The organism is Bacteroides oleiciplenus YIT 12058 (assembly GCF_000315485.1).
GTDB lineage: Bacteria > Bacteroidota > Bacteroidia > Bacteroidales > Bacteroidaceae > Bacteroides > Bacteroides oleiciplenus.
On record NZ_JH992943.1, the window covers coordinates 429,606 to 450,631 of the forward strand.

A 21,026-nucleotide genomic window follows, 5' to 3' on the forward strand; every position below is an offset into this window, starting at 1 on the left:
CTATACTTTTATAACGAGAAATTAATACCAAAAGTAAACGTACGCGGTGCCGGAGATAATGATTCCGGATCCCAGAAATCCCATCCTGTTATCAATAAAGGATTAGAGATATTTACATAAACACGAGCATTAGAAACGCTCCATTTAGAAGTTATCTTATTAGGTATTCTATAAGCCAGCGAAACTTCCTGCAAACGCACATATGAACGATTCTTATAAACATTGAATGACGGAGATTTTGTATTCGACCCTAAACGTGCAAATTCATTGGTGGGATTCTCCGGAGTCCAATAGTCATATTTATAAGCATTGACGCGGTCATAGTAATAATCTGTGGGATGAGAGTAGTGACTATTAGAAGACTTATGCCCAAGATCCGAACGAATAAAGAATGAGAAGTCCACACACTTGAAGAACTCCATTGTATTACCAATACCGAATGAAAAACGGGGACGCTTGTATCCTTGAAAAACTTTATCATCTTCCGGCAAATATTCTCCGTCATTATTTACATCCCATATCTTAAAATCACCCGGCTCTTTACCATACTTAGCAGCCTCCTCACGCTCATTTTCCTGCCACACGCCCAGAATCTTATAATCATAGATTTCATCTAAGGCATGCCCGATATACCAACCATTCTGAATGTCATCATCTTCTCTCTGACCTATTACATTACCATCTTTATCCAGCACATCCACCATTTCGCCATATAAGTGGGCTATTTCATTCCGGTTGAGAGAAGCAATGAAAGAAGAAGACCATTTGAAGTTCTTATGCTCGATATTAACTGAATTTAAAGACAGCTCAAAACCCTTATTACGGACCTCTCCCAAGTTAGTGGTTACTCCGGAAAAGCCAATAATGTCCGGCAAAGAGCGAGTCAACAGTAAATCTTTCGTCGACATATAATAAGCCTCTATCGTTCCATTCAAGCGATTTCCCAGAAATGCGAAGTCGAAACCTACATTATACGCCTCCGTTTTCTCCCATTTCAGGTTTTCATTGGGAAGGCGAGTTGCATAAATACCAATAACCGTACTTCCGTTATGCAGATATTTCTCTGAATCCAAATTTGCCAAAGCGGCATAACGCCCAATACTCCGGTTTCCATTAATTCCCCAAGACAAACGAAGCTTCAGATTATCGATCCACGAAACAGTTTTCATGAAGTTTTCCTCATTCATTCTCCAGCCAAATGCAAATGCAGGAAAATTAGCATACGGATTATTAGAACCAAACGCCGAATAACCATCACGTCTGAAAGAAGCAGTAAATAGATAACGATCCATTAAATTATAGTTCAGCCTTGCCATCATGGCATTTCCGGTATCTACCGTGTCATCACTCCCCACAACCGGATTCGTTCCATTTGCAACGGCATGCCAGCCAAGCACTTCGGATGGAGTAAGATTGGAATTTTCCGCTTTATCAGACCAAGTCTGATTCTTTTCAAGATTAAACAAAAGAGTCAAATCGAACTTATGTATTTTATTGAACGTATGGTTCCACCTCAAAATATTATCCAACATCCAAGAATGAGCACTGTTATTACGCCGAACTGCATGTCCCTTATACTTTTCACCAGCCATACTGGTAGAGGAATCGAAATAATGATTCTTCTGCCAATCGTTGTAGTCCGAATAGTTCATTTCATACACAAATCCCAAAGGTAATGTAACCTTCGCACTGAGTGTAGCATTGAATGTCTGGGTCACATTGAAACGGTCACGTTGTTCATAACTTGCAAAGGGATTCGTGCTCATGTTATCATCATTAGGATAGAATTTCAGGGAACCGTCTTCTTCATATTTACTACCCCAGGGGCTAGCCTGAATGGCTTCTGCCCAATCAACTTCATCCACACTTTCATTACGGGTGGCATAGTGTGCCTGCAAACCAACCTGAAGCCAGTCTGTTACATTTACTTTCAGATTCAGGCGTGAACGAATGGTCTTATACTTGTCCCCTACTACAATTCCCTGATTATTAATGCTTCCTAATGACCAATAATAGGAAACTCTATCATTCTTACCAGAAATACTAACATTATAATCCTGACGCAAAGCATTCTGGAAAGAAGCATCATACCAATCCGTTTCTCTACCTGCAAGATAATTGTCTATCTCTGTAGTAGAAAAAGCCAGACGATTCATCCAAATCTCTGCCAGATTAGAATCTGAAGAAGCCCCTGTATATGATAGCCAAGTATTCAGATCGACTCCCTGCGGCAAATTGTCCGGATTATGAAAGTATCCCAAAGGACGAGACGGATTACTCCGTATCTTTTCATCCCTTCTCATTATCATATATTCCTGCCCATTAAAAGGCCGCTGATTACGAGTTAAATTCTGCATACCTATCTTCATGTCAAAATTGATAACTGGTTTCCCTTCATTGCCCTGTTTGGTCGATATGACAACCACCCCCGAAGCTGCACGCGATCCGTAAACGGCAGCCGAACTACCATCTTTTAAAATGTCAATCGTTTCAATGTCACTGGGATTAATATCCACCAGATCGCCATTAAAGATAACTCCGTCCAATACAATCAAAGGAGAATTACTGGCATTAATAGACTTTTCACCACGAATCAGCATAGAACCACCACCTTTAGCAGAAGTTCCGAATCCGGCTGAAAATCCGGCTACCGTGCCACGCAGCATCTCGGTTACACTGGTCACCGACTGTGTAGCATTCTCTGTCGAAATACGGGTAATCGCACCGGTAAGGTCCTTCTTCCTCATCGTTCCATAACCAACGACAACAACTTCTTCTAATTGAGCGACATCTTCTTCCAGTTCTACATTGATCACACTTTTTCCATTAACCGCAACCTCTTTAGACTGGTAACCTATAAATGAAAAAACGAGAGTCTCCTTAGAATTGTCCAGCGCCAACCGATAATTACCGTCCACATCAGTGATGGCACCGTTTATTTTCCCTTTCACTTGCACTGTTGCTCCGATGACGCTCTCGCCATTGGACGTTACTTTACCGGTGACTATAAAATTTTGTGCACAGATACCTGCCGAAAAACTGACCAGACAGAAAAACAGGTACAGTTTCATAAATAAATTGTATTTCTCATGCATAGTTATTAATATTTAAATGGTTAATACTAAAACTCAGTGGTTATTTTATATTGCATCCTATTCACATCAGATTCAAAGTAGGCAATATCTGCATACCCATTTCTATAAGGAATTCGTCTCTGTTTCCTTTGTACAGTAACATTTTGAGGCGATATGGCCTGGAAACAGATTCGACCGTCACGAGACTGCAATATCACTTTTTTCTCCTGAAAATCTATTTTTGTTTCTTCCATGCCATCATCCACCAACATGGGATAACATGCCCGCATTTTCTTTACATTTCCTTTCAGAATATCACGTATGGTAATTCCGGTATGATCTATATCAATACGTTGCGAAATTCGGCTAACCCCATCAAATCTACCCGTATAGACAACTTCAAATGCAACTCCATCTACAGATAGCTTGATATTTTTCACATCTATTTCAGGGAGTTTATCACCTCCATACGCAGAGAAGTACGAGGTATCCGGAAATAAAATATTGGTATATTCTGCCAAACGATGTACTTCACCTTTGGCATCGAACCATTCCGGCCCTACTGCATACAGTTCTCCGCCTAAATCCTTTTTCTTCTTATTATCCCATTTATGAGGAATACCATCCGAAGGTCCTAATTGTGGATTCGAATTTCTCAGATGTATTCTGATTAGTCCTGTTGCATTGTAGCGAGGATCACCACTCAGTTCATATTCAACGTAGTTTCCGCCGGAATTAGCAAAAACCTTATGGAAGACGTCTTTCATGACCAACACATATCCACCGGCATCAGCAGGAGACGGGCACTCGTCAATGGAATTATCAGCATATAAATATGCTACACACATTAGCCAACATGCCAATAAATTGTATTGAGACTGAGCAGAGTAGCTTTCATATCCATGCATCACTTCAATTGGGAAACGATTTTTCACAATAAAACCACTCCCGTCTTCTCTGATCCATCTTCCAATACTCTTAAGCGCTAAATGGGCAGCTCGCTTAAAGGCACCTGCTTCCTGCTTCTTCCCTAAAGTAGCATACTGCGAAGCATAAATCTCATATGTCACAGCTGCTGCCGCCTCATTCCAGATATGCTGAGCGCTTCTGCCACCTGTAGGCACCTCTCCATAAGGAGATTGCATAAAGAGAGAAGTCCATGCACCCAAACGTAACTTACGGGAATAAAAATCAAAAGATGTTCCACTATATCCTTCCACCAGAATAGAAGCCATGAACTGCCTCGTAAACTCATCATACACCATGGGCGGATTCGTCTTATTATCTATGTACAGACCAAAATCAGACATGTATTGCTGCTGGTGCTCCAAGTGAATATGAAAGAAATCATTATGACTGCCAAGTCCTTTCTTTAATCGCAAATACTCACCGGACAAAGCCACCACATTATGATTGTAACAGATTTTTTTACGTTTCAGATTATCCCGATACAGCACATAAGGATCTATCTCAGCCATCTTTTCATCCCATACGGTCATTTGTGCTTCAGAAACCAGTCCTTTATAAAGATCCATTGCCAACATGATGGGCTGAATGAAGAATTCGCCATGATGATGGGCACATCTATTTTCATGCATCTCACTCACAGAACAATCCAAAGCTTTTATTCCACTTTTTATCAAAGTATTATCTCTCAAATACCCAGTTCGCGCTAATAAGCCTATAGATAAAGCGTAGCAAGGCGTTGAATATTGCCACTCGATTTTATAAACCGGATCAATAATAGCCCCAGTCGCTTTATCCTGACAAGATGCAAAAGCACGGACCTGACATTCTATCAACCTCAAATATTCATTATTATCCAATCCTGAAGATTGAAAATCAAGCACTCGCTTCTGGTTTTTCAGAAAAGCCTCCACCAGTTGTCCCAATTGATCATTGTCTTCCCGAATGTCTTGTTCGGCCGGCAATATATTCTTTGCATCTCTCAACGCACCGGCATTTACCGTCAATACGCATATAAGAAGAGATAAGCAGACCAGACTTATCCTATGTATAATCTCTATTCTCATGGTTTTATGGCCTTATCAAGTTTAACATCCGGATTTCCACTCCATATCTTCTTTCCGGTCCATTCGGCATATGTAGTATCCCAGAATTCATCAATAGCAGGCAATCCCAATGCTGCAAAGACTGCCGTGCACAGATAAAGGCTTCCTGTAGATATATATCTTTCCGCTATCTGTGGCTGGTGTCCTGCAAACCCTAATGTCAGCCATCCCTTCGCGTCAAAATTTCCTTCAACTGACATATGCCTCTTTATAACAGCTGTCAAGGCACACCTCACCTGCGCCTTTACAACCGAAGTCGGCAACAAATCTTTCAATGCAGCTTGAGATAACACATGGAACGTCCCGAACCGATAAGCTATTGACCTTCCTATCACCGGATAGGCTCCATCCGGAGAAATCATTCTTTCCTGTTGTTCCGCATATCTGGTGAAACGCTTTTTCTCCAACTGGTAAAATTCTTCTTCACCCTTTGCATGCTTTTGCATTACTTCCAAGACATCCAATAACATAGGGTGGATAACATAACTATTGTAATAATCCATATGCAAGTCTGCTCCATCGCCATACCAACCGTCACCCTTATACCATTCCTTGAAACGCATAATTGCATAATTGACAGGCTCCATATTACACTCACCCGTCAGTTCCAGTAAGGTAACTTCTACCATAGCCGAAAATAACAACCAATTACTTTCTATCGGTTTTATCTTACGTATCTGCTGCAATGCATTCAGCACATTCTGCCGGGTCTCGTCCGAAAGGTTTCCCCAAATTTGCTTAGGTGCACGCAATATCCCCTGACAGAAAAAGGCAGCATCCACTAAAGGTTGCCGTGTTACTATAAAGTTTAAATAATCAGGAGACTGCGGGTTGAAGCCATTATCTATGGAAAGAATCATCAGACGTATGTATTTGTCTCTCAACTTACCTTCATCTGTCCCATCAGGCCCAAGTTCCAGCCATGGAGCTATGCCAACGAGCAAGCGTCCCAAAGCCTCCAAATGAGTGGTGCGTGTATTAGAAGGGTTCAAAGCTCCGGATATGGTCTCTACCGGCATATTCTTTTTCAGTTCCCCCTTACTCATATTATCCAATACAGGATCTGCTATTTTTGTTAATACATCAATCCAATAAGCACGGTCTTCCAAACCTGACGGATTCTGTGAGTAACTGCATAAACTTATCAATAGGAATAATGTACAGGTAAAAATATTCTTTTTCATAGCATATAGTATATTAATTACGGTTTTATAAATTTATCAATAGGAAACTCTTCTCCGGAAAAGGCTTTAACACTGGTCCACGGAGCAAGAGGGTCTGTCCAGAAAGCATCAGTTGCCGGCAATCCTAAAGGAAGGAAACCTAAAGAACAGAGGTAAACACAAGGGGTTGACAAATAAGAATCTCCCAATTCCGGTTGTTCCCCACACACTCCAATCGTCAACCAGCCATTTTTATCAAAAGTGCCAGACTGTTCAAACAAGCGCTTCAGCATAGCAGTCATTGCACCTCGCACCTGACCTGCTTTCAAACCCGACGGCAGCTTATGAAATAATGCACTGGCACCCAGAACTTGAAAGGCTGCCGAACGATAACTTACTGAACGTCCCAACACTGGATAACTTCCATCGGGCGCAATCATACGCTCCTGAATTTCTGCATATCTCACAAAGCGTCCCCACTCCTTATCTAAAAATTCCCGGTAAGACGAATCATGCTCCGCTACTACCTCCAAAACCTGCAAAAGCATAGGATGAATTACATAACTATTGTAATAATCCAAATGGAAATTCTCTCCATCTCCATAAATTCCATCTCCTTTATACCATTGTTCATGTGATGAGATGGCCTTCTTTACTACTCCAAAATTCCATTCACTGCCGAAACTTTTCAACCCACACTCTACCATTGCAGAAAACAATAACCAATTATTGTTTCCTGGTTTCATCGTACGGGTAGACTTCCATTGCTCTATCAAACGTTGTTGGGTCTTAACATCAAGATTTTCCCATAACTGAGTCGGCGCTTGCAGCAATCCTTGTATCAGAAAGGCACTATTCACCAAAATTTGCCGCGTAGCTGTACTGTTAAAATAATCATCTGCACGAGGGTCTACCGAGTTTTCCAATGCTTTGCAGGTCATCTTAATATATTTCTTACGCAATTTCCCTTCTGCGGTCTTGTCTGGTCCCAACTCCAGCCATGGCGCTATTCCTGCTATTGTCCGTCCCACAGACTCCATATGCGTAACAAACTCCCTACTACTGGCTTTTGCAGACGAAGAACGTCCAACCGGAATATTCTTCTTCAGCTGGTCTTTACTCAAATTACTTAAAACCGGATCTGCTATCTTCAATAGTGTATGTATCCAGTATCCTCTATCGTTCTGCGAAGAGTTCTGCCCCTGTACAGTAGAAACTACTATAAAAGAAAAGAAAAGAACCGATACAAATTTAATCAGTTGATGTGTCATAGCTTTATTTTTAGATTATAATTCTTGGTTGCAAAGCTATGGAATAAAACGAATTTCAAATAAGACTAAAATTCTAATATATATTCATTTCATTCACAAATTCTCCCCTTACTAAAAAAGGACAATATTGTTATTATTTGAACGATTGTATTATCAAATATAAGAGCGAAGCATTATTTTTGTATCACAATCAGTAATAATTTCAAATTTCATAAGTTTCTCCATATATCGAAGTGAGAAAAAGCATATATATTATAAATCCAATATAAGTATGATGCAAACTCGGTACAAATTCGATGCAAACTCGGTACAAATTCGGTTAAATGGCGTATTTTACCGGAAAGAACCGAATCTGCTAGAATGAAGTAGCAAGTATATATAGAAGAAAACAGGGACAAGAAACTTGAACAACAATTAAACTATGAGAAATGCCATTCTGCTAATACTTTACCTACTAACAGGAAATATATCCTGTATGCCTCTTTATGCAAATAACAGCATAAAACTACATGCATCTCATATATCTATTAATAAAGGAATGCATCAGTCAACAATTCATGCCATGTATCAGGATGAATTCGGAATGATATGGTTCGGAACCAAAAGAGGATTAGTAAGATATGATGGAACTCAAATGAAGTTCATACAAAAACTATATACTGATATTCCGAATGCAGAAGAGTTAGTACGCTCCATTACGGGCGATCAAAACGGCCATATTTATATAGAGACACGTTCGGGCATTATCGAGTATAACATACGAAAAGATCATTTCCGTACCATAACTCCTTATTCACAATGTATGTACTATTCGGACTCTTGCCTGTGGATAGGTCATAAAAACACAATTTATCAATGGAAGAACAATACCTTGAAACGGTACTTACACCTACCGAAAGAATCTTGTATCATTGATTGTATCACTGAAACATCCAAAGGGAATCTATATATAGGTACCAGAGACGATGGCATATTCCTCATCAGAAGAAATAAAGAGATAAAACAGATGCTATCGAATATCAATCAGATACGCCAATTATACATTGATTCGGAACAAAATATATGGGCTGCCACCCGAAGGAATGGACTATTTCTCATTGATAATGATGAAAATATCAAAAGTTTCAATTATGTGGAAAACAGCAATAATTGTATTTCAAGTAATATTGTGCGATCTGTTTGTGAAGACAACACCGGTAACTTATGGATTGCAACCTTCAACGGCCTAAACAAATACGATAAAAAAGAAAGGAAGTTCCTCCAATATGAATTTATCAATGAAAATGCCCATACTCTGAATGATGCATCCATCTATTGCTTAATGAAAGACCAACAAGGTACTATCTGGAGCGGATCATTTTACGGCGAAATCAACTGTTTCCATCCGGAACATAGCACTTTTTCCTATCATTTTATTACAAAGGATATAATGCCAACGTCTCCATCCAAACATGCAATCTTCGGAAAAACAGTAGAAGACAATGAAGGTAATCTATGGATGGCAACCGAACGGGATGGTTTATACTTCTTCAATACACATACCAAAGCATTAAAAAGGCTACCATTCACGGACAATATACAAACCTTATATCTGGATAAACAGAAAAACATTCTATGGATTGGAACACTACTTGGTGGACTTAAAAAATACAATCTACAAAACCAATCCACCCAGGTATTTCTCAGAAACGTACTACATAACAATAGCATCAGAGAAGTGATTCCGTATAATGATTCTTTAATAATAGCTACACACAATGGCATCAGTATATTTGATACTCAAACAAACAAAAGTACCATACTCTCTTCAAAACAAGTAAATTTACAAAGAATGTCTGTCACAACAATCTTATTAGACTCACAGAAACAATTATGGATTGCGGTCCAGAACCAACTGCTTTGCTATAATCTGCTAAATAAATCATGGCAACAGATTTGTATCCGTAAATCAGAGAACTGTATAGTCAATAAGATTATTGAGAATAGAAATGGAGATATCTTAATAGGAACCTCCCGGCATGGAATATTCCGGAAAAGAAAAGGAGAAGCAGAACTCAAACCTTTTGCAACAGACGCTATATTGATGAAAGACGTCATAGATATGTGCGAAGATAAATATGGTGGCATTCTCATTGTCACTAACGAAGGACTCATTTATATAGATAATGAGGAAGAAATCACTAATATTGATAAAAGCCGGTTCCTATCTACTTTTCAGGTAAGCAGCAACTGCTTATTTCTGGATCGGAACAATAATGTCTATTTAGGGGGAATCAATATGTTCTGCTCATTCCCATTAAAGCAAATATTCAATAAACCAGAGCATTATCAAGTGGGTATATCTGAAATCTCCGTCAATGACACCCCACTGGAGGCGGATTCAACCGGGAAAATTCTTCAACAATCCATTCTTTACACCAACAGGATTGAATTACCTTACGACCAACATGCCATAGGGATCAAAGCATATACCAATAACTATGCCGCCTCTTTCACCTGTGGCATAAAATATAAATTGGAACCCTTTGACAAAGAATGGAAACGTACCAATAGTTTAAATGAGATAAGCTACACAAATCTATCACCGGATAAATACACACTTCATATTCAAGGAGATGTAGCCTTGGCTAACGGAGAATTTCCGAAGCGTAAGCTTGATATAATAATAAATCCTCCTTTCTATCAAACTTCTTTTGCCTATTTATTATATATCCTATTGACCATTCTGTTACTATACGAAGCATACCAAGTCATCATTTTGCGCTCATCTCTAAAATTAGAAAAGGAACAGAAGCGGAACATGGAACAACTCAATCAAAGCAAACTACGCTTTTTCACCAATATATCTCACGAATTTAAAACACCTTTAACACTTATATCCAATCAAGTGGAACTACTGTTACAAGGCAAGAATATACCTCCAAAGTTAAATACCAAATTACTGAATATCTGGAGAAATATTACCCGATTAAACCAACTCATCATAGAATTGATGGAATTCAGGAAGCAAGAACAGGGATTTACCCCTTTAAAAGTAAACTGTTATAACTTAACAGAAATAGTGAATGATGTAGTAGGCTCTTTCAAAGAGTATGCGCAAACAAGAAAAATAAATTTAACTTTGCTGGCCGAGCAAAATGACATTTCTTTCTACTTTGACAAACAACTAATTGAAAAAGCACTGTTCAACTTGCTATCTAATGCTTTTAAATTCACACCAGAAAATGGTAGTATTCTTGTACGATTAAAGCATGAGAGCATGAAAATTACACTAGAAGTTTCAGATACGGGCGTAGGCATCAGTTCCGGAGAATTAGAGAATATATTTGTAAGATTTTACCAAACAGACAACACTTGCTTTACAAACAATATAGGAACAGGAATTGGCCTAGCCTACACTAAAAACATAATAGAAGCACATAAGGGAATTATTACTGTTAAAAGCATCAAAGGAAAAGGCAGCTGCTTCACCCTGCAACTGCCAACCAATATCGAATATCCCCCCAGCAATATTCAAGAGAATTTGCCTATTATAGAAGACAGTAACCTACATACAATCGATTTCACCTCCATAGATACAATAAACGAGGAAGATACGGAAAAAATGGAAAATAGTGAAAAACACTATAAGCTGTTGATTATAGAAGATAGTAAGGAACTCAGGCAACTGCTTGCAGAAGTCTTTTCTGCCCTCTACAATGTAGAAACGGCCGAAAATGGAGGAAAAGGATATGAAAAGGCCCTGTCTATCCTGCCCGACATTATTATCAGTGACGTTGTTATGCCGGAAATGTCCGGAACAGAATTATGCCAGAAACTAAAAAACAATATTAAGACCTCCCATATTCCCATCATTTTATTGACATCACAAACTGCTTCCGAATACATTATCGAAGGCTTAAAGATAGGAGCTGACGACTACATTTGTAAGCCTTTCAGCATTAAGCAACTGATTGTCAGATGTAATAATTTAATCAATCTACGTAGAACATTGCAACAAAAATATGCTAAAGAGAGCAATTCCAGCAGTGAATTGATAGCAACCTCTGCATTAGACCAGACTTTATTAGACAAATCTATCGAGTTAATAGAAAATAATCTGGAAAATCCTGTGTTCAGCGTTGATTTTCTGGCACAAGAACTTTGCATAGGACGCACCAAATACTTCACAAAAATAAAGGCAATAACAGGGATGACACCTAACGAGTTTATCATAAACATTAAACTCAAATTAGCCTACAGGAGTATTGAACAACAGCCTGATATTTCCATTACGGAACTGGCCATGCAACTGGGATTCAGTTCTACCAGCTATTTCATAAAACGATTCAAAGAATTTTCTGGAATGACGCCCAATCAGTACAAACAAAAAATAAATGAAAGAGAGATGGCATAACACAGGCCTACTCTTCCTCCTGCATTGCCACAATCTCCTGTAGAACACTGACGGCTGTCTCCACATTCTTCACATCTTTTACCAGCATACTGCGGCGATTATTCAACTCGCGCAGATCGCAACGACGGGTGTATTTCATCATGTAGGCAATAACCTTGCCGAATGCCTGGCTCTGATAGTACGGACTATCCGGGTTAGAAACAAAGAACAACGACATACGCCCACCCTTAAGAAAAACTCTTTCTACACCGATACGTGCAGCAAGACGGCGCAAAGGTACAATCCGCAGCAGTTCTTCTGTCTCTGACGGAATAGGACCAAACCGGTCGATAAGACGAGTACGGAAGGCCTCCACATCTTTGTCCAATGTCAGACTATCCAATTCGCGATAGAGCAACATGCGTTCACTACTACCTGTCACATAAGTCGCGGGAAGCAAAAGCTCCAGATCACTTTCTACCTGGCATTCATCTACAAATTGCTCACCGCTGATAGTACCATCCCCTTTCAGTTCTTCAGCATAGAGTTCTGCAAATTCATCTGTTTTCAGTTCGTGGACGGCTTCGGTAAGTATCTTCTGATAAGTTTCGTAACCAAGGTCGGCAATGAAGCCACTTTGTTCCGCACCGAGCATATTGCCTGCACCACGGATATCGAGGTCTTGCATAGCGATATGAATACCACTGCCAAGATCAGAGAAATTCTCAATAGCCTGCAAGCGGCGCTTCGCCTCGGGAGTGAGCGAGGACAAAGGAGGAGCAAGCAAGTAACAGAAGGCTTTCTTGTTGCTGCGTCCCACGCGACCACGCATCTGGTGCAAGTCACTCAAACCAAAGTTCTGAGCTTGATTGATGATGATAGTATTAGCATTCGGAATATCGATGCCACTCTCTATGATGGTGGTGGCAAGCAATACATCATAATCATAGTTCACGAAGTCAAAGATTATCTTTTCCAGTTCAACAGGCTCCATCTGTCCGTGACCGATAGCAACACGGCAATCAGGGATATGACGCTCTATCATCATCTTCAATTCAATAAGGTTGGAGATGCGGTTATTCACGAAGAAGACTTGCCCATTACGGCTCATCTCAAAGTTGATAGCATCGGTAATGATTTCCTCATTGAAGGTATGCACTTCTGTCTGAATGGGATAACGGTTGGGGGGCGGAGTTTGTATTACGGAAAGATCGCGCGCACCAAGCAATGAAAATTGCAAGGTTCGGGGGATAGGCGTGGCAGTCATAGTTAAGGTATCTACATTCACCTTCAGTTGACGCAGTTTTTCTTTCACGCTTACGCCAAACTTCTGTTCTTCATCAATGATGAGCAGTCCCAGATCCTTAAATTTCACATCCTTGCCGAGAATACGATGAGTACCAATGAGGATATTCACATTACCATCTGCAAGTCCTTTCACTACGGCCTTTGCCTGGGCGGCACTGCGGGCACGGCTCAAGTATTCCACCCGGCAGGGCAGATTTTTCAGACGGTCGCGGAAAGTCTGGAAATGCTGATAAGCCAATACAGTAGTAGGCACCAATACGGCAACCTGTTTATTATCCGCCACGGCTTTGAAAGCAGCACGTACAGCAATTTCTGTTTTGCCGAAACCGACATCACCACATACCAAACGGTCCATAGGACGGGCACTTTCCATATCTGTTTTCACATCAGCCGTTGCTTTGCTTTGGTCGGGGGTATCTTCATAAATGAAAGATGCCTCTAACTCACGTTGCAGAAAGCTATCCACGCTATATTGAAAGCCTTTTTCTTCGCGACGCTGAGAATAGAGTTTAATTAGATCGCGCGCAATATCCTTGATTTTTGATTTAGTACGGTCTTTCAGCTTCTCCCAGGCACCTGTACCCAGTTTGTTCAAACGCGGTGCTTCGCCTTCTTTTCCCTTATATTTGGAAACTTTATGCAGGGAGTGGATGGAAACAAACACGACGTCTTCATTCTGATAGACCAACTTCATCACTTCTTGGGTAGTGTCGCCATTGGGAATACGCACCAATCCTGCGAAACGTCCTACGCCATGGTCGGTATGCACCACATAATCTCCCGGTGTAAACTGATTGAGTTCTTTCAGACTCAGGGCTACTTTACCGCTACGGGCTTTGTCACTCTTCAGATTATATTTATGAAAGCGGTCGAACAACTGGTGATCGGTGAAGATACAAAGATGCAATGTATTATCGGCAAAACCCTCATGCAAGGTACGCTCCACAGCCGTAAAGGAAATCTCGTCACCACGATCCTCAAAGATAGCGCGGATACGGTCAGTCTGCTTCATACTATCACTGCATATATATAATGTATAGCCGAGGGAGAGATACTCCTTGAACGAATCCGCCACCATATCGAAATTCTTATGGAAGATGGGCTGGGCGGTAGTCCTGAAAGTGATGGTAGCATCCGGTGTGCCGGTGGGTTTATTACCAAATTCCATGCGGCGAAAATCAAGTGCACGCAAAGTGAATTCTCCGCCATCAATCAATTTTCCTTCTAAAGTGATGGAACCATTCTCTTCCGCCTCACGGGCTGCAATGGCTTGCGAGGTAAGCGATTCATCATGCACTGTCTGAATACGTTCGCGCAACCAAAGAAAATCGCGCATAGCTAATATGGTATCAGGTTGCAGAAAATCGAGGAAAGACACCATGCCCCCACTGCCGCCTTTCTCCAGACTGCGGCTTAAATCAGGAACAATCACAATACTTTCTTTTTTCTCTCTGGATAGTTGGGAATCCACTTCGAAAGTGCGAAGGCTTTCCACTTCATCACCGAAGAAGTCAATACGGAAAGGATACTCGGAAGAAAAGGAGAAAACATCGACGATGCTACCGCGTACGGCATACTGTCCCGGTTCGTATACATAATCCACATAATCAAAACCGTAGCTACGCAACACATCGGTAATGAAGTTCATATCCACCTTCTCGGCAGTATGCAGTTTCAGCGTCTTGTCTCCCAGTTCCTTGCGTGAAACAACTTTTTCAGCCAAGGCATCGGGATAAGTCACTACGCACAATCCCTCCTCGTTTTTCTGCAAACGGCTCAATACTTCCGTACGAAGAATTTCATTGGCCGCATCCTTCTGCCCGTACTTGATGGCACGGCGGAAAGAAGAGGGGAAAAACAAGACTTTCTCCGCTCCTAAAATCTGCGTAAGATCATGATAAAAGTATCCCGCTTCTTCCAGGTCACCCAGAATAAAGACAAAAGGATAGTCCCCCCGTTGCACCAACACGGATGAGAACAGCGAGGCGGCAGAAGCGCATAAACCTTCGCAGAACAGGGAACGAACGGACGGTTTCTTCAGTAAGCCACTCATTGCTTCTACATTGGGATGGGCGGCATATCGTTGTTGTAGCTCAGTAATTGTCATCATAACGGGTGCAAAATTACTAAATAATCCTTAGTTTTATTCGTATATGATAGAAAACGCTTAACTTTGTTCCCAATAAGAACCCCCTTTTATGAATATGCAGACATCGGACAGCATCGTTATCATTCCCACATACAATGAACGGGAGAACATCGAAAATATCATCCGCGCCGTTTTCGCCCTGGAAAAAGTATTTCATATCCTTATTATTGAGGACGGTTCGCCTGACGGTACTGCCTCTATTGTCAAGACGTTACAGCAGGAGTTCCCTGAACGCCTGTTCATGATAGAGCGTACAGGCAAACTGGGATTGGGCACTGCCTATATCACCGGTTTCAAATGGTCTTTGGAACATCACTACGACTATATCTTCGAAATGGACGCTGACTTCAGCCATAATCCTGCCGACCTTCCACGCCTGTACAAAGCTTGTGCCGATGATGGTGCCGATGTATCCATCGGTTCTCGTTACGTTAGTGGTGTCAATGTTGTGAACTGGCCTATGGGACGTGTACTGATGTCTTACTTCGCCTCCAAATACGTACGTCTCATCACCGGCTTGCCGATACATGACACGACTGCGGGATTCAAGTGTTATCGTCGCAGAGTATTGGAAACAATTGATCTTGACAGTATCCGTTTCAAAGGCTACGCTTTCCAGATTGAAATGAAATTCACTGCCTATAAATGCGGCTTTAAGATAGTGGAAGTTCCGGTCATCTTTATCAACCGGGAACTGGGCACTTCTAAAATGAATAGCAGCATCTTCGGAGAAGCCGTTTTCGGAGTCATCAAACTAAAAATGAACAGTTGGTTTCATAAGTATCCGAAAGCTGCGAACAACAATTAAGTGATTAACAATAAATGATTAGTGACGATGAAAAGAACGCTGATACATAACGCAACGATAGTTAATGAGGGACGTTCTGTGCAAGGTTCCGTAGTGATTGAAAACGGACTGATTGCCGAAGTACTGACCTACGGGAAAGAACCTTCCGCCCCTTGTGATGAAATAATAGAAGCTACCGGTTGCTGTTTGTTACCGGGTATTATCGATGACCATGTACACTTTCGTGACCCGGGACTGACGTACAAAGCTGATATCTTTACCGAAAGCCGTGCGGCTGCCGCAGGAGGAGTTACTTCCATCATGGACATGCCGAATACGCAACCGCTGACCACTACCCTCGATGCACTCGAACAGAAATTCGACTTGCTGAATGAGAAATGTATCGTCAACCATTCCTGCTACTTCGGTGCCACCAACAATAATTATACAGAGTTCAATAATCTGGATAAAAACCGTGTATGCGGCATCAAACTCTTTATGGGTTCCAGCACCGGCAACATGTTAGTAGATAAAACTAACAGTTTGTTGAATATCTTCAATGGAACGGACATGCTGATTGCTACTCATTGTGAAAGTCAGGAAATCATCAAAAAGAATACGGAATACTACAGGGAGATGTTCCGCAATGCACCGGAAGTTCCTATCAGTAAGCATCCTAATATACGCTCCGCAGCAGCTTGCTACACTTCAACAGAACTTGCTGTCCGCATGGCCAGTTTAGCTGGTGCACGCCTGCATGTACTTCATATTTCTACAGCAAGAGAATTGCAACTGTTTAGTGATGCACCACTTGAAGAGAAGCATATCACAGCCGAAGCCTGCGTTGCACATCTACTATTCCGCCAACAAGATTACAAAGTACAGGGAGCGCGCATCAAATGTAACCCGGCCATCAAGAGACAGGCAGACCGTGATGCTTTGAGAAACGCAATCAATACCGGAGTTATTGATGTAATCGCTACCGACCACGCCCCACATCTACTCAGTGAGAAAGAAGGTGGTGCTCTGAAAGCAATGTCAGGTATGCCTATGATTCAATTCTCCTTAGTCAGTATGCTTGAAATGGCAGAACAGGGTATCTTCTCTATGGAAACAATTGTTGATAAAATGTGCCATGCTCCTGCCAAAATATATGGTATCTGCAAGCGCGGTTATATCCGCGAAGGCTATCAAGCCGACCTTGTACTTGTCAGTCATGGCGAACGTTGGGAAGTAAACTCCGAAAACATTCTCAGCAAGTGCGGATGGAGTCCGTTGGAAGGCACTTCTTTCCGCTGGAAAGTGGAAAAGACTTTTGCCAACGGACACCTGATATACAGTGACGGACAGGTTGATGAAGCTTATCGTGGCGAAGAACTGAGGTTCAATTATTAATTGATGAATTATTAATGATGAATAGTCCTGCGGACAATGTGTTGACATACCCCATTCATGAAGTTTCTCCATACATCAACTGGATATACTTCTTTCATGCGTGGGGATTTCAACCCCGTTTTTCCACTATTGCCGATATTCATGGTTGTGACTCATGCCGCGCCATGTGGCTCACGACTTTTCCCGAAGGCGAACGTGCTAAAGCTGCCGAAGCCATGCAGTTGTTTAAGGAAGCAAACCGGATGCTCAACCAACTGGATGAAGAATTCCGCGTACATGCTGTTTTCCGTCTGTGTAAAGCAAATGCCGATGGAGACAATTTATTGTTAGACGGTACTCTTTTCCCTTTGCTTCGCCAGCAAATACCTCATCCGGATGGCAGCCCTTTTCTTTGCCTTAGTGATTTTGTCCGCCCGCTTTCATCCGGTATTCCTGATGTCGTAGGCATCTTTGCAGCATCCTGTGATGGAGGAATAGAACTTCTATACGAAAACGATCCCTACAAACGCATGTTAGTGCAAACACTGGCCGACCGCCTTGCCGAAGCCGCTACAGAAAAGATGCACGAGTATGTGCGTAAGATTGCCTGGGGATATGCTAAGGAAGAACATCTCTCTATTCCGGAACTACTGAAAGAAAAATTCCAAGGCATACGTCCTGCTGTGGGCTATCCTTCTCTACCCGACCAGTCCGTCAACTTCCTGCTGAACCAATTGCTTCATATGGAGCAAATCGGCATCAGTCTGACTGAAAACGGAGCTATGCGACCTCATGCCACTGTTTGCGGACTCATGCTGGCACATCCCGCCTCACGATACTTCGCTGTCGGGAAAATAGGGAACGATCAGTTGGAGGACTACGCCCGCCGCCGGGGAATATCCGTAACGGAGGCTAAGAAATTTCTGGCATCAAACCTTTGATTGTCTCCTCCCGAAATAGCTCAAAAGGATTATTAAATGATTAAAAACCATTCCCACCCTTGTGATTTTCTCACTACCTTTGCGACTAACAGTGCAAAAGCAATTCAAAAAGAAGCATGGAGAATGTAGAACAAGAGTTCCTGTCCGTGATACGAGAGTATGAACGCGTCATTTATAAAGTGTGCTACTTGTACACTACGCCAAATGCTACTCTCAACGACCTGTATCAGGACGTCGTGCTCAATTTGTGGAGAGCCTACCCCAAGTTTCGGCGAGAGTGCAAAGTATCTACATGGATATATCGCATCGCACTGAATACTTGTATCAGTTTTATCCGCAAAGAAAAAAACATCCCTGAAATCGTGACCCTTAGTCAAGACTCTGACCGGATGGAAGAATTGGACGAAACACAAACCATGCTGAAACAACTCTATCGGATGATTAACCGACTGGGGCAATTGGAGAAATCCATTATCCTGCTTTATCTGGAAGAGAAAAGCTATGAGGAGATTGCTGAAATCACCGGTCTGACAGTAACGAACATCGCTACCAAAATCAGCCGGATTAAAGACAAACTTAGAAAAATGAACAAGGAGGAATAATATGGAACTGGATGAACTGAAGAAATCTTGGAATGCGCTGGACGAGCAATTGAAGAAAGAACCGATTGCCGACGAAAAGCAGATTGCGGGAATGATTGCCGAATACAAGGCAAACGCACGCAAAAGCATAGGGCGCCTCACGGGTTGGCAACGCTTCTCCGTTGGCATCGGCGTAGTAGGCCTGGCTCTCCTTCTGGTTGTTTGGTTACTGCCATCTATTTTCCAAATCAGCGAAGACTGGCAGCCTAAGATTAATACACTCGTGATGTTTGTCGGCATCAGCATACTGCTAGGTATCTGGTGGGATCACAAGAATTACCGCTGGATAAAAAACACTAAGATTGAAGAAATGCCGGTAGCTATTGTCAGCAAACGCATGGCAAGTTTCCGCCGATGGACCAAATATGAAATTATTGCTATCTCCGTATGGGTGATAGTATTCAATGTACTCAATTATTGGGTGATGGGCTACTACAAGGCATCTTTCGGAGTTCAAGCCACACTTATTGCATTCTTTGTGTTGTGCGACGTTGCCATCATCTACCTGCTGTACAAGAAAGTTGCTTATAAATATCTCAATGACATTAAAAAGAATATAGAAGAATTAGAAGATATATGCACAGAATAACCCTGCTCCTTATCCTTTTTTTATTAATTCCCGATGTGTACATCTACTTCATGTACATCCTACGGAAAACCAAAAACATCTGGCTGCGCATTGCACACTGGATACCTACTGTTCTATTAATAGCCGGTTATTTTTTATTGATGCATGGGATAGGCGAGAATGCCATGGCACACCATGCCCAAGCCATCGGAAGATTGGCTATCTGTGTTTTCCTGTTTGCCATTCCTAAGACAATATTTATGATATGCTCGTTGGTGGGGCTACCTTTCCATTATCTACTGCGTTGGCCCCGTTCACCATTTACGGCTATAGGATTGGTACTGGGTGTAGTTAGTTTCTTTAATATCCTTTATGGCACATTGGTGGGCATTAGTAAATTTGAAGTAAAAGAAGTAGAGTTCCACCATCCGAATCTGCCTAAGGCATTTGACGGTTACCGTATCGTGCAATTGTCGGATATACATATTGGTAGCTGGATAGAGAACGAGAAACCTATCCAAGAACTGGTAGAACTCGTGAATGAACAGAATCCTGACTTAATTGTATTCACTGGTGACCTGGTAAATCAGCGTAGCTGCGAACTGGAAGGTTTTCAGAATACCCTGTCTCAACTTCATGCCCGAGATGGTGTATATTCCATCCTGGGCAATCACGATTACGGAAGTTACTACCGTTGGAAAAATCTGAAAGAGCAGGTGAACAACATAGATAATCTGGTTCGTGAAGAAAAAGCAATGGGATGGAAATTACTGAATAATGAACATGATATATTGTACCATCAGGGAGATAGTATCGCTCTGATTGGCGTGGAGAATGACGGTGAACCTCCTTTCTCACAATTTGCAGACTTGAAGAAAGCAGCAGAAGGTACAGACGGCATGTTCCGTGTTCTTTTAAGCCACAACCCCACACATTGGCGGCGGGAAGTATTGCCGAATACGGACATTGAACTGATGCTTGCCGGACATACACATGCCATGCAAGCCATTATGTTTGGTCATTCACTTGCTTCATTGATTTATCCGGAATGGGGAGGGTTGTACACCGAGGGAGAAAGAGGATTGTATGTCAATATCGGTATCGGCTATGTAGGCTTGCCGTTCCGCTTTGGGGCATGGCCGGAAATTACAGTGATAACGTTGCGCAATTCAAAGCATGAGACTTATCGCTGTAGCCAAGCAGATTTAAAGAATCGTTTTGGAAAGTAGCAGATAGATAATAAGACTTTAAATTCAAGACTTCCGAAGCGGAAAAAAGAAGATCTTCCGTCTTCAATTCCATC

At 41.7% G+C, this 21,026-nt stretch carries 12 protein-coding genes; 7 read left to right on the forward strand and 5 right to left on the reverse strand.

Annotated features, from left to right (window positions below):
- Positions 1-8: 8 nt before the first annotated feature.
- Genes HMPREF9447_RS18085 through HMPREF9447_RS18100 form a run of 4 tightly spaced genes read right to left on the reverse strand, consistent with a single transcriptional unit; the run spans position 9 to position 7,580 of the window.
- Positions 9-3,071: a SusC/RagA family TonB-linked outer membrane protein gene (locus HMPREF9447_RS18085; protein ID WP_244267643.1), complete on the reverse strand. Its 3,063-nt coding sequence runs from the start codon at positions 3,069-3,071 to the stop codon at positions 9-11.
- Positions 3,072-3,121: 50 nt separating this feature from the next.
- On the reverse strand, positions 3,122-5,107 hold the full coding sequence (locus HMPREF9447_RS18090; RefSeq protein WP_009131213.1) for a hypothetical protein: 1,986 nt from the start codon (positions 5,105-5,107) through the stop codon (positions 3,122-3,124).
- Positions 5,104-6,330 carry a DUF2264 domain-containing protein gene (locus HMPREF9447_RS18095; protein WP_009131214.1) on the reverse strand — a complete coding sequence of 409 codons (1,227 nt, stop codon included), beginning with the start codon at positions 6,328-6,330 and terminating at the stop codon, positions 5,104-5,106. The genes HMPREF9447_RS18090 and HMPREF9447_RS18095 overlap by 4 nt, the downstream gene beginning before the upstream one ends.
- Before the next feature lie 17 nt (positions 6,331-6,347).
- Complete coding sequence (locus tag HMPREF9447_RS18100; RefSeq protein WP_009131215.1) at positions 6,348-7,580, reverse strand: DUF2264 domain-containing protein; 1,233 nt, start codon at positions 7,578-7,580, stop codon at positions 6,348-6,350.
- Positions 7,581-8,712: 1,132 nt separating this feature from the next.
- Between HMPREF9447_RS18100 and HMPREF9447_RS18105 the strand changes: the two genes are divergently transcribed.
- Entirely contained in the window at positions 8,713-11,976 is a 3,264-nt protein-coding gene (locus HMPREF9447_RS18105) for a hybrid sensor histidine kinase/response regulator transcription factor (protein ID WP_244267644.1), read from the forward strand.
- Positions 11,977-11,983: 7 nt separating this feature from the next.
- On the opposite strand, the gene mfd is transcribed toward HMPREF9447_RS18105, so the two are convergent.
- Positions 11,984-15,370, reverse strand: coding sequence for a transcription-repair coupling factor (mfd, locus tag HMPREF9447_RS18110; RefSeq protein WP_044138444.1), 3,387 nt, complete (start codon positions 15,368-15,370; stop codon positions 11,984-11,986).
- A gap of 97 nt (positions 15,371-15,467) precedes the next feature.
- Between mfd and HMPREF9447_RS18115 the strand changes: the two genes are divergently transcribed.
- The 6 genes from HMPREF9447_RS18115 to HMPREF9447_RS18140 all read left to right on the forward strand — a co-directional run bounded on the left by HMPREF9447_RS18115 (position 15,468) and on the right by HMPREF9447_RS18140 (position 20,952).
- Positions 15,468-16,220 carry a polyprenol monophosphomannose synthase gene (locus HMPREF9447_RS18115; protein WP_044138446.1) on the forward strand — a complete coding sequence of 251 codons (753 nt, stop codon included), beginning with the start codon at positions 15,468-15,470 and terminating at the stop codon, positions 16,218-16,220.
- A 27-nt stretch (positions 16,221-16,247) separates the two neighbouring features.
- Entirely contained in the window at positions 16,248-17,594 is a 1,347-nt protein-coding gene (locus HMPREF9447_RS18120) for a dihydroorotase (RefSeq protein WP_009131220.1), read from the forward strand.
- A gap of 14 nt (positions 17,595-17,608) precedes the next feature.
- A complete protein-coding gene (locus tag HMPREF9447_RS18125) occupies positions 17,609-18,514 on the forward strand; it encodes a vitamin B12 dependent-methionine synthase activation domain-containing protein (RefSeq protein ID WP_009131221.1) in 906 nt (301 codons plus the stop codon).
- A 116-nt stretch (positions 18,515-18,630) separates the two neighbouring features.
- The gene (locus HMPREF9447_RS18130) at positions 18,631-19,116 is read left to right on the forward strand and encodes an RNA polymerase sigma factor (RefSeq protein ID WP_009131222.1); all 486 of its coding nucleotides are present in this window, start codon (positions 18,631-18,633) and stop codon (positions 19,114-19,116) included.
- Between the two features lies 1 nt (position 19,117).
- The gene (locus HMPREF9447_RS18135) at positions 19,118-19,744 is read left to right on the forward strand and encodes a hypothetical protein (RefSeq protein ID WP_009131223.1); all 627 of its coding nucleotides are present in this window, start codon (positions 19,118-19,120) and stop codon (positions 19,742-19,744) included.
- Positions 19,732-20,952 carry a metallophosphoesterase gene (locus tag HMPREF9447_RS18140; protein WP_009131224.1) on the forward strand — a complete coding sequence of 407 codons (1,221 nt, stop codon included), beginning with the start codon at positions 19,732-19,734 and terminating at the stop codon, positions 20,950-20,952. Before HMPREF9447_RS18135 ends, HMPREF9447_RS18140 begins: the two co-directional genes overlap by 13 nt.
- The last annotated feature ends 74 nt before the right edge of the window (positions 20,953-21,026 follow it).

Bases quoted from the DNA above. Each gene is read 5' to 3' on its own strand.
- HMPREF9447_RS18125 (WP_009131221.1), top strand. From the start codon at position 17,609: ATGATGAATAGTCCTGCGGACAATGTGTTGACATACCCCATTCATGAA.
- HMPREF9447_RS18090 (WP_009131213.1), bottom strand. From the start codon at position 5,107: ATGAGAATAGAGATTATACATAGGATAAGTCTGGTCTGCTTATCTCTT.
- HMPREF9447_RS18115 (WP_044138446.1), top strand. From the start codon at position 15,468: ATGCAGACATCGGACAGCATCGTTATCATTCCCACATACAATGAACGG.
- HMPREF9447_RS18120 (WP_009131220.1), top strand. From the start codon at position 16,248: ATGAAAAGAACGCTGATACATAACGCAACGATAGTTAATGAGGGACGT.
- HMPREF9447_RS18095 (WP_009131214.1), bottom strand. From the start codon at position 6,330: ATGAAAAAGAATATTTTTACCTGTACATTATTCCTATTGATAAGTTTA.
- HMPREF9447_RS18085 (WP_244267643.1), bottom strand. From the start codon at position 3,071: ATGAAACTGTACCTGTTTTTCTGTCTGGTCAGTTTTTCGGCAGGTATC.
- HMPREF9447_RS18135 (WP_009131223.1), top strand. From the start codon at position 19,118: ATGGAACTGGATGAACTGAAGAAATCTTGGAATGCGCTGGACGAGCAA.
- HMPREF9447_RS18140 (WP_009131224.1), top strand. From the start codon at position 19,732: ATGCACAGAATAACCCTGCTCCTTATCCTTTTTTTATTAATTCCCGAT.
- mfd (WP_044138444.1), bottom strand. From the start codon at position 15,370: ATGACAATTACTGAGCTACAACAACGATATGCCGCCCATCCCAATGTA.
- HMPREF9447_RS18130 (WP_009131222.1), top strand. From the start codon at position 18,631: ATGGAGAATGTAGAACAAGAGTTCCTGTCCGTGATACGAGAGTATGAA.
- HMPREF9447_RS18100 (WP_009131215.1), bottom strand. From the start codon at position 7,580: ATGACACATCAACTGATTAAATTTGTATCGGTTCTTTTCTTTTCTTTT.